Here is a 10,794-nt window from a genome sequence, read left to right as displayed (position 1 = left end):
AAAAAATATTCATTTTAAATAATTTATATTCATTTTAATCAATTTATATTCATTTTAATTGAGTTAAAAATATTAAATTTTTCTAAAATTAGCCTTGTGTTATATAAAATCATCTAAAATTTAGGTTTAACTAAAAAATAGAAACTTATATATTAAAATATTAGTGGGAAGCATTGATTATAATTGGATAAAGAGTACTAATTTAATTTTAAATTAAAAGATTCTTTTTCCATTAATTTTTCCATTAATTTATTTTTTAATTTATTTCTTTTAAGATGTTTATTTCTTAATTAATTTATAGACATTTTCTTAATTAATTTAAAAAGATTTATTTTTGATAATGAAACTATTCAAAAACTGACAAAGAGTAAAAATGACCAAGAACTTTTTAATACTTTAATTTTATATAATTATAAATATTTGAAATAATATATTATTGATTAATATACTATACTTAAAAAACTAAAAAATTAACTCTCTATTAGTTAATTAGGAATTGGTTTTATGAACTCTATATTAATTAAAAATATAACAATTATTGATTCTAATTATGATGAACCTTTGGAAAATGTATCTATCTTTATTAAAGATGGAAAAATAGCTGATATTGGTAAATCTACTTGTATTGATATTGATGATGGAACTAATATTATTGATGCTGAGGGAATGTTCATTCTTCCTGGATTTATTGATATGCATGTTCATTTAATGGCTAATGGTTTTATAAAAGAAGATGATTTAACTAATCCTTTAGCTAATTACTTTTATCAAGCTGTAAAGAATATGAAGGATACTATTGATGCTGGTGTTACTTATGTCCGTGATTGTGGATTAGCTGATATTGGAGTAAAGATGGCTGTAGAAAAAAAGATATTTCCTGCTCCAAAGATGAAAATAAGTGTGATGCCTCTTTCTATAACTGGAGGACACTTTGATTTTGCTCTTAATTCTGGTATTGACACTGTTATAAATTATCCTGGATTTCCTCTTCCAGTTTGTGATGGTGTTGAGGGAGTAATAAAAAAGACAAGAGAAGTTTTCAGAGCTCAAGCCGATTTCATAAAGGTAATGTCAACTGGTGGAGTTATTAGTGCTAATGATGCTCCTGAATTTAGTCAATTTAATGTAAAAGAGTTAAAAGCTATTGTAAAAGAGGCAGATATGAGGGGTGGAGCTAAAGTTTCTTCTCATGCCCATGGTTTGGGTGGTATTAAGAATTCTATAAAGGCAGGAATTCAATTCATCGATCATGGAACTTTTATTGATAGAAAAACTGCTCAGCTAATGGTTAAAAAAGGAATTTATTTAGTACCAACATGTTCTGTAATGAAAGGTGTTGTAGAACAGGTTAATCAAGGGATAATAAAAGGAAGAAGTGCTGAAAATGGACTCCAAACTGAAAGAGTACATAAAGATAATATGATTATGGCATATAAAGAAGGAGTTAAAATGCTTATGGGTACTGATTCTGGTGTCATTCCTCATGGAAATAATTTAAAAGAATTAGAATTATTATGTGAAATTGGGATGTCCCCAAGTGAAGCTATTGCTTCTGGAACAATTGAAGCAGCTAAAGCATTAGAAATTGATGATGAAGTGGGTTCAGTAGAAATTGGAAAATCTGCTGATTTGATTATGGTTTCTAAAAATCCTTTAGTGGATATTAGCCATCTATCTAATCCGAATAATATTTTAATGGTTATTCAGGATGGTACTATTGTTAAGGATATTTTTAATTAGAATACACAATTAATATACTGAAATATACTAATAAAATTATTAATCAAAATATATTAATCATACTATTAATTATACTATTATTATACTGTTATTCATAGTATTATCCATAATATTAATCATAATACTCTTAATATTAACTTGTATTGATTAATCAAGTTCTTATTGATTATAATATTATAAGTTTTTTATTAATCAAGTTTTTGGACAATTATAATCAAATCATCATATCAAATCTAAAATTATAATCAAAACATATAATAACTTTAAGATAGATATTTTAATACATAATTTAGGTGTTCCTAATTTCTGATTAATTATTCTTAATTTTTATTTTTTTTAGATGATTAGGATATTTTTAATTATTATTATATTTCGGAGTGTTTTCATGGCTCAAAATAATAAAACAAGTCAAAAAAATAATGACAATGATTATAAAGATAAATATCATAAATATAATGATCATAAGGATGATGATCATAAAGATAATGAAAATTCTATTAAAAAAATAGAACTATCTATTGAGGGAATGCATTGTGCTTCTTGTGCATTAAATGTGGAGACTTCCATTAATAAATTAGATGGAGCTAAAGCTGAAGTTGATATTAATACAAATAAAGCAAGGGTAGAATATGATCCTAATAGTGTAGAAGTTTCTGATATTGATAGAAGCATTGAGGATGCAGGGTTTAGTGTTCGTAAATCAGAAGTTACTTTAAAAATTGGTGGAATGCATTGTGCTAATTGTGTTCTAAACATTGAAAAAGCATTAAATAATTTAGATGGGGTAAGTAAGGTATCTGTTAATTTAAGTTCTGAAAATGCCTTTGTAGTCTATGATAAAAATCTTGTTTCTGTTGATGATATGGGAAAATCTATAAAAGATCTTGGATTTGATTTTTTAGGGATAACTGATCAACTTGATCCAGATATGGATGATAAATTATATGAAAAAGATATAAAAGACAAGAAAAATCGTATAATTGTTGGTTTTGTTTTTTCTGGAATATTAATGGGATTAATGTTTACACCACATATGTTATTTGAGGATATTGGAATATCCATGTCTGTACTTTCACTTATAATATCGATAATTCCTTTTGTTTATGTTTCATACCCTATTATTAAAGCTGGTTTTAATTCATTAGCACATAAAAACTTAGATATGGATGTAATGTATACTATGGGTATTTTAGTAGCTTTTATATCTAGTTTCCTAGGTACTTTTAACATTGTTCTTGATTCAAGTTTTATGTTTTATGAAACAGCTATAATGTTAGCATCATTTTTAATGTTAGGACGATTTTTAGAAGCTAGAGCTAAAAGAAAAACGTCCAGTTCTATTAAAGAATTAATTGGATTACAACCTAAAACAGCTACTTTATTAGTAAAAGATGAAAAAGCTTCTAAATCGAATGAAAATAGGGAATTAAATGAAAATAGAGAGTTAAGTGAAAATAGGGAATTAAATGAAAATGATGAATTTATAGAAAAACAAATTTTGATAGAAGATATTTCTATAGATGATCTACTTCTTGTACGCCCTGGTGATAAGATCCCTGCTGATTCTGTTGTTTTCAGTGGGAATAGTTATGTTGATGAAGCAATGATCACTGGTGAACCAATACCAAAACTTAAAACAAAAGGAGAAGACGTTTTTGCCGGAACTATTAATCAAGATGGTGTACTTCGAATTAAAGCTCGTAAAATTGGAAAAGAGACTATCTTATCTCAAATAATTGACCTTGTTGAAAAAGCTCAATCTTCTAAGCCTCCTGTTCAAAAAATAGCCGATAAGGTTGTAAAATATTTCATTCCTGTAATTTTAACTATTGCCATATTTTCTTTTATTGGTTGGTACTTTGTTGCTGGTTCAACTCTTTTATTAGCTCTTACAACATTTATCTCTGTTCTTGTTATTGCATGTCCATGTGCTTTAGGTTTAGCTACTCCAACAGCTGTTACTGTTGGTATTGGGAGAGCTGCTGAATATGGAATTTTGATTAAAAATGGTGAAACTTTAGAAAATGCAGGTAATATTAGTGTTGCTGCTTTTGATAAAACTGGAACTATTACAGAGGGTAAACCTGTTGTTGAGGATATTTTCATAATTGATGAAACAGAATCAATATTGAAGAGGAATGAAGTAATAAAAAATACTAATGGTGAATGGATAGTTGTAGATGATCCTTCTGTCCCTGGAAAACCTGTTAATGTAAAACCTTTAAAAAATAATGGAGTAAATGAAGAAAATATTCACAAAGAAAACGAAAATTTAAAAGAATTGGATACTGAAGATATTGAAAAAGAAGTTATTAAATTATTAGCTAGCTTAGAGAATAATTCTAATCATCCAATAGCTAAAGCAATAGTAAAAAAAGCCGATGAACTTAACATAAACCTTGAATCAGTTGATAATTTTGAAAATGTGACTGGAAAAGGATTAAAAGGGGAAATTTTTGGAAAAACAGTTTTAGCAGGTAATAATTCTCTTTTAAGGGATGAAAATATTCCTGATACTGAAAATATTGTTACTTATTCTAATGCTCAAGAAAAATATAATGAATTTATTAGTCAAGGTAAAACTACAATATTTTTAGTGTATGATAATCATATTAAAGGTATAATAACTCTTGTTGATAAAATTAGGGATAATTCTAAAAGAACTATTGATGAACTTCATAAGATGAATATAAGTACTTATATGTTAACTGGGGATAATGAAAAAACAGCTAAAAGTGTAGCTGAATCTGTTGGAATAGATAATGTAATGGCTAATGTATTACCTAATGAAAAGTTGGATAAAGTTGTTGAAATTCAAAATCAAGAAAGTTTTAAACAAGAAAAAGAAGGAAAATTAAAAAAAGAGATTGAAACAATTGAAGGTAAAATAGAAGGGATAAAAAAGAATTCTAAAGAAGTAGTCTTTATAGGTGATGGTATTAATGATGCTCCAGCTCTTTCTCAAGCTAATGTTGGTGTAGCTTTAGGTAGTGGAACTGATATAGCAATGGAAAGTGGTGATATTGTTCTTATGGAAGGAAATTTAGAAAATGTGGTTGCAGCAATTCAATTTTCTAATAAAGTAATGACTCGTATTAAAGAAAATATATTTTGGGCATTTGCATATAATATAATCCTTATTCCAGTAGCTGCAGGGGTACTTTATCCGTTTTTTGGAATACTTTTTAGACCAGAATTAGCTGGATTAGCAATGGCATTAAGTTCAGTTACTGTGATTTCTCTTTCTTTAATGTTAAGAAATTATATTCCTCCTATAAAAAAATAATAGTTTATATTTTAGAGATTATTTTAAAAACTAAAAATTCATCGATTATTTTAAAAAATTGAAAATTATTAGTAAGATAATAGTTAGTGGAATATTAATAAAAATAAATAATAGAATACTAATAAAGAATTATCATTGGAATATTAATAAGAATAAGTAATAGAATATTGATAAGAATTATTATTAGAATATTTAATCGTTAATATTCTAGTTTTAACCATATTTAATATTCTAATCTTTTAATTCTATTTTTACAGGAGAGAATTTTTTACTAAAGAAATTGTATAAATAAGCACTTATTGCTCCATATATGAATCCTCCAATTAATCCTCCAATAGTTAGTAATACAATTAATATTAGATTGGCTGGAAGACTTACAGAAATAACACTAAATATTAATCCATATATTAAACCAAATACTAAACAAATAACTCCTGAAATTATTCCTGCATTTTTAGGATTTATATAATCTATTGAAGTCATATTGTCCTTTTTAGATAATAATACTTTTAATCCTCCAATCTTTGGACTAATTTTATTAAATATAAATGCTCCTATTCCTGTAAATACAAGGCTAATTACAAATGAATATAAAATGAATGTTGGATCAAATGCAAGACTAATTGGATAAACCAGCCATGAAAATCCTTGTAAACTAATTGCTTGTATTAATGAATATAGAATTGTTACAAATGACAACATAAGGAATATAATTGGATAAATGATTATTGAAACAACTAATGAGATAACTGCAACTATTAAGGATAATGATAGTATTGAGATATTTGTAATACTTTCCATATTATCAATGCCTATTTCAACATCTCTCATCCGTTTTATAAAGAAATTATATAAAAATGAGACACCAAAATATTTAGATATGCTAAGTATTAATGTTCCAAAAATAATTCCTATTCCAATAATTGTAAAGCTAATATCAAATCTACCTATTATTAAAGATAAAATAGCTATTATAATTATTGAAAATACAATACTCCAAATAAAACTAATTGAAGTACCTATTATTGTTAAAGATGATAAATCAATTGATTTCACGCTTTTTAAGTCTTTCATTTAAAGCCTCCATTTTTAAGTTTTTGTCAATATTTTTATGCATTTTTATATATTATTTTATACATTTTTCATTTTTTAATATTCATATTGTTTTTTGTTTTTGTTATATCTTTTTATAATCAATAATTTCTTTTTTAAAATAAAATATATTTATTAATGAATTTAAACTAATAATTAATTATTAATAACTAATTATTGATAATAAATATAATTATAAAATAAATTATAAAATAAATTATAGAATAAATTATAGAATAAATTATAGAATAAATTATAGGATAATTATAAAATAATTATAAAATAATCATATTTTTATGTATTATAATAGATTTTAAGTAAAATTAATAAATTTTAACAAATTTTAACAAATTTTAATAAATTTTAATAAATTTTAATAATTTTTAACAATTTTTAATAAAACCTAATAAATTTTAATAATAAAGGAGAGTTTAAATGGCTATTCACCCTATTGAATTTAGATATGGAACTCCTGAGATGAAAAATATTTGGGAATCTGAAAATAAATTGCAAAAAATGTTAGATGTTGAATCTGCATTATCTCAAGCAGAAGCTCAACTTGGAATTATACCAAAAGAAGTAGCTGATGAGATAAGGAGTAAAGCAAGCACTAAATATGTTAAACTGGATAGAGTAAATGAAATTGAAAGAGAAACTAATCATGATATAGCTGCTCTTGTTAAAGGGCTAGGAGAGCAGTGTGAAGGTGATGCAGGCGAATATATTCATTTTGGTGCTACATCTAATGATATAGTTGATAGTTCACAATCTCTTCTATTTAAAGAATCAATAGAAGTTCTAGAAGAAAAAGTAAAAAGATTAGCTAATATTACATTAAAATTAGCTGATGAAAATAAGGAACTTGTATGTATAGGTCGTACTCATGGACAACATGCTCTTCCAACTACTTATGGTATGAAATTTGCTCTTTGGGCAGATGAACTTAAAAGACAATATGATAGACTTGAACAATCAAAGAAAAATCTTTGTGTTGCTATGATGGATGGAGCTGTTGGAACTACAGCTGCTTTAGGTGAAATTGGATGGGAAGTTCATAAAAAGGTGGCTGAAATCCTTGATCTTCCTCCAGCTAAAATAACTAATCAAGTTGTTCAGAGGGATAATCATGCTGAATTTATGATGGTAATGGCTAATATAGCTACTACTCTTGATAAAATAGCTCTTGAAATTAGAAATCTTCAACGTACTGAAATTATGGAACTTGGAGAATATTTTGATCCTGAAAAACAAGTTGGAAGTAGTACAATGCCTCATAAAATGAATCCTATTACTGCTGAAAGAATTTGTGGTGTTTCACGTGTTGTTAGATCTTATGTTGTCGCAGCCATGGAAAATAATCCTTTATGGCATGAACGTGATCTTACAAACTCTTCCTGTGAGAGAATTATATTCCCCGAAGCTTGTATTCTAACTGATTACATTTTAAATTTAACTATTAAGTTAATGAGTAATTTGGTATTTTATAATGATAATATTGAGAGAAACCTTAATTTAACTAATGGTTTAATCATGGCAGAACGTCTTATGGCTGAATTGACAAGAAGTGGTATGGGAAAACAAACTGCTTATGGCATTGTTAGAGAATGTGCTATAAAAGCTAATAAAGAAAATGAACCTCTTTTTGATGTTATATTAACTAAAGATGAAGTTAAAGAATTTTTATCCAAGGAAGATGTTGAAAAAATCATGAATCCTCATACTTATTTGGGTTCTTCTAAAAAAATAGTTGATGAAGTTTTAAAATCATCTAAAGATTGGTTTTAGATTAATTTTAAATAAATTATTTTTTATCTTATTTATTTAATTTTTGTATTTATTCAGTATTTTTATAAATATTTCTAAAATATTCTTATTTAATACTTTTATCTTTTTATATTTTTTTCCTTTTTTATTATATTTTGTCCTTATTTTATTTTAAGTCATTATTTTATTTTAATTTTAGTTATCTTATTTTAATTTTACTTATTTTAGTTATTACTTTTATTTTTTCTAGTTTATTTTTCTATTTCTAGTTTTTAAATATGGAAATCCAAATTTTTAATACTCATTAAACACAAATATATATTCATATTTGTGTCTTAAAACAACTCTTCATATCTAATTTGATTATTATAAAATTTTTTTATTTATCTTTTAAATAGAGATTTATTAATTAAAGAAGTTGAGGGTTAAAAATGAAAACAAGAAATATTTTTAAAACAGTAAAAGGCCAACCTGTGATTGATGGTGCAGGTGTTCATTTAATAAGAGTTCTTGGTCCTAGTGATGTCTATGATATTGACCCATTTTTAATGCTGGATGCTTTTGATAGTGAAAACCCTGAAGATTATATTTTAGGTTTTCCAATGCACCCTCACCGAGGAATTGAAACTATTACCTATCTTATAAAGGGAGAAATTGATCACAAAGATAGTTTAGGTAATGGAGGGACTATTAAAGAGGGAGAATCTCAATGGATGACTTCTGGAAGTGGTATTCTTCATGAAGAGATGCCTCAGGCATCTGATAAACTTTTTGGTCTTCAAATATGGTTAAATATGCCAAAAATGTCCAAGATGGACGAACCTGCTTATTTTGATATTACTAGGGATATGATTAAATCTATCGATCTTCCAGAAAATGGTGGTGTAGTTAAAGTTATTTCTGGATTATATGATAATATTGATGGTGTTGATACTCGCCATGTTCAAGTCATTATTTTTGATATTAGCTTAAATCCAGGTTTTGAGTTTGAAATTCCATCAAATGAAGAAAATAATTTATTTATCTATATATTTGAAGGAAATGGGTTTTTTGGAGAAAATGAGGATATTATTGTTGATAATAAGACTGTAGCTATTTTTGATGAAGGAGATCATTTTAAAGCTAAAGCTGGAGCCAATGGATTACGTTTCATGTTGTTTTCAGGTAAACCTCTTAGAGAACCTATTGCTTGGGGAGGTCCTATTGTTATGAATACTGATGAAGAATTAGATGAAGCTTTTCGTGAACTTAGATTAGGTAAATTCATTAAATAATAACTTTAGCATAACTTTAGCTTTTTTAATATTTTTTTAGATAATTTTTTAATATTTTAATATTTTTTCTGCATTGTTTCATCATTTTTTAATTTAAAATTTAATTGAAATTTTATGGGGGTCATTGATTTTAATTAAATTTATTTAATTCTTAATTTATATCAAATTATAAATATTAATAAACTATAAATTTTAATAAGTTAATCTTATTGGTGGAACAAATGAAAGATAAAAACATTGACAATGATATTCTAAAGAATCTAAATTATAAATGGCTTATTTCATGTGGTGCTATTGCATCTTTTATATTTACATTTTCTTGGATTATTCAAGGAATTTTTAAATATTCTTATAATCCTTTAAAAATGTCTATAAGTTCATTAGCTATTGGGTCTTTTGGATGGATACAATCATTTACTTTCATTTTAACAGGAATTTTACTAATTTTATTTGCATTTGGATTTTTTAAGTTAAGTAAAATGAGATTTAATCAGATTTCTAAATGGACTTATATTTTTATATTTATTTGTGGTTTGGGATTAATTGGTGCAGGTTGTTTCACTACAGGTTATATTAATGGATATTTTACACCTGAAATGTTATCTAATGAATATTTGAGAAGTATTTTGAATCGATTGTTTTTAACAATTTTTTTCTTTGGGATAGCATTAGCTTGTTTCATTTTTGGAAATTATTTCACTTATAAAAGAGAGCTAAATTGGTTAGTTTATTCTTCTTTGTCTGGTATGATAGTATTAATAACCTTTTTGATAAGTAATTTAGGATTTTCTAATTTTATTGGAATACAATATTATGCAGGGCTTTTAGAAAGAATAACATTTACAATAGGATTTATTTGGGTGTTTTTAGTTTCAATTTATTTTTTAATAGATAATAAAGCTTAACTATTAATAATACTTTTTATCTTAACATTCAGCTTAATAATGTTTAACTTTTTAATATTTCTTTAGATTATAATATTTTTAACTTAATATTTTTAATCTATATACTTTAACCTTCTATATACTTTAACCTAACGTTTATAGCTGAATATATTTTAATCTAATATAATTTTAATTTAGTATAATTTTAATCTAGTATATTTTAATCTAGTATAATTTTTATCAATATTTTTTTAACTTTTATAATTTTACAGGTGTTTTAGATGGATCAAAAGGATTTAATTAATATTTTCAAAAAAATCGAATCTGATGAATTAGATAATGGATTAAAACCAGTATTTTTACAAAATAAAAATGATATATCATATCAATCTGAAAAAATTCATTTTATATTTATTAATAAGGTAACCCTTGCATTTAATAAGTTACAAATTGATGAAAATAATCTTCGTTTTTATATAGATGATGAAGCGGTTAGTGCTATAGCTATCTTTAATATTGAAGAAATAAATCTATAAATCATCTTTCAATGTTTTTGTTTCAAAATTAAGGCAAAAAGCTTATATAATAAAAAAATTAGATAAAATATTGTAATAATATAAAACTCAGAAATATTATTTTAATTTATTTTAGAACTTAATATTTTCTTAAATATAGTTTTTATATTATATATCGATTTATAAAATTTTTAAAATCGAAAATAGAATTAAAAATTTAATATAATTAAAGTTAATTT

At 25.0% G+C, this 10,794-nt stretch carries 7 protein-coding genes; 6 read left to right on the top strand and 1 reads right to left on the bottom strand.

Annotated elements, in window-relative coordinates:
• The first annotated feature begins 504 nt into the window (after positions 1-504).
• Entirely contained in the window at positions 505-1,740 is a 1,236-nt protein-coding gene (locus MBBAR_RS01575) for a metal-dependent hydrolase family protein (RefSeq protein WP_080459519.1), read from the top strand.
• 385 nt (positions 1,741-2,125) lie between these two features.
• Complete coding sequence (locus MBBAR_RS01570; RefSeq protein WP_143746092.1) at positions 2,126-5,026, top strand: heavy metal translocating P-type ATPase; 2,901 nt, start codon at positions 2,126-2,128, stop codon at positions 5,024-5,026.
• A gap of 231 nt (positions 5,027-5,257) precedes the next feature.
• Here MBBAR_RS01570 and MBBAR_RS01565 read toward each other — a convergent pair whose 3' ends face one another.
• A complete protein-coding gene (locus tag MBBAR_RS01565) occupies positions 5,258-6,100 on the bottom strand; it encodes a hypothetical protein (RefSeq protein ID WP_080459517.1) in 843 nt (280 codons plus the stop codon).
• A gap of 453 nt (positions 6,101-6,553) precedes the next feature.
• Between MBBAR_RS01565 and purB the strand changes: the two genes are divergently transcribed.
• From purB to MBBAR_RS01545, 4 genes are all read left to right on the top strand, one after another.
• On the top strand, positions 6,554-7,903 hold the full coding sequence (purB, locus tag MBBAR_RS01560) for an adenylosuccinate lyase (RefSeq protein ID WP_080459516.1): 1,350 nt from the start codon (positions 6,554-6,556) through the stop codon (positions 7,901-7,903).
• A gap of 410 nt (positions 7,904-8,313) precedes the next feature.
• Positions 8,314-9,156 carry a pirin family protein gene (locus MBBAR_RS01555; RefSeq protein ID WP_080459515.1) on the top strand — a complete coding sequence of 281 codons (843 nt, stop codon included), beginning with the start codon at positions 8,314-8,316 and terminating at the stop codon, positions 9,154-9,156.
• Between the two features lie 221 nt (positions 9,157-9,377).
• Positions 9,378-10,061, top strand: coding sequence for a DUF998 domain-containing protein (locus MBBAR_RS01550; RefSeq protein ID WP_080459514.1), 684 nt, complete (start codon positions 9,378-9,380; stop codon positions 10,059-10,061).
• Between the two features lie 260 nt (positions 10,062-10,321).
• Positions 10,322-10,576: a hypothetical protein gene (locus MBBAR_RS01545; protein ID WP_080459513.1), complete on the top strand. Its 255-nt coding sequence runs from the start codon at positions 10,322-10,324 to the stop codon at positions 10,574-10,576.
• The last annotated feature ends 218 nt before the right edge of the window (positions 10,577-10,794 follow it).

The sequence above is a fragment of the Methanobrevibacter arboriphilus JCM 13429 = DSM 1125 genome (assembly GCF_002072215.1).
Lineage (GTDB): Archaea > Methanobacteriota > Methanobacteria > Methanobacteriales > Methanobacteriaceae > Methanobinarius > Methanobinarius arboriphilicus.
Note: the sequence above shows the minus strand (reverse complement) of the source record. Positions and strands in the feature narration are given on the sequence as shown.

Bases quoted from the DNA above. Each gene is read 5' to 3' on its own strand.
- MBBAR_RS01575 (WP_080459519.1), top strand. From the start codon at position 505: ATGAACTCTATATTAATTAAAAATATAACAATTATTGATTCTAATTAT.
- MBBAR_RS01570 (WP_143746092.1), top strand. From the start codon at position 2,126: ATGGCTCAAAATAATAAAACAAGTCAAAAAAATAATGACAATGATTAT.
- MBBAR_RS01565 (WP_080459517.1), bottom strand. From the start codon at position 6,100: ATGAAAGACTTAAAAAGCGTGAAATCAATTGATTTATCATCTTTAACA.
- purB (WP_080459516.1), top strand. From the start codon at position 6,554: ATGGCTATTCACCCTATTGAATTTAGATATGGAACTCCTGAGATGAAA.
- MBBAR_RS01555 (WP_080459515.1), top strand. From the start codon at position 8,314: ATGAAAACAAGAAATATTTTTAAAACAGTAAAAGGCCAACCTGTGATT.
- MBBAR_RS01550 (WP_080459514.1), top strand. From the start codon at position 9,378: ATGAAAGATAAAAACATTGACAATGATATTCTAAAGAATCTAAATTAT.
- MBBAR_RS01545 (WP_080459513.1), top strand. From the start codon at position 10,322: ATGGATCAAAAGGATTTAATTAATATTTTCAAAAAAATCGAATCTGAT.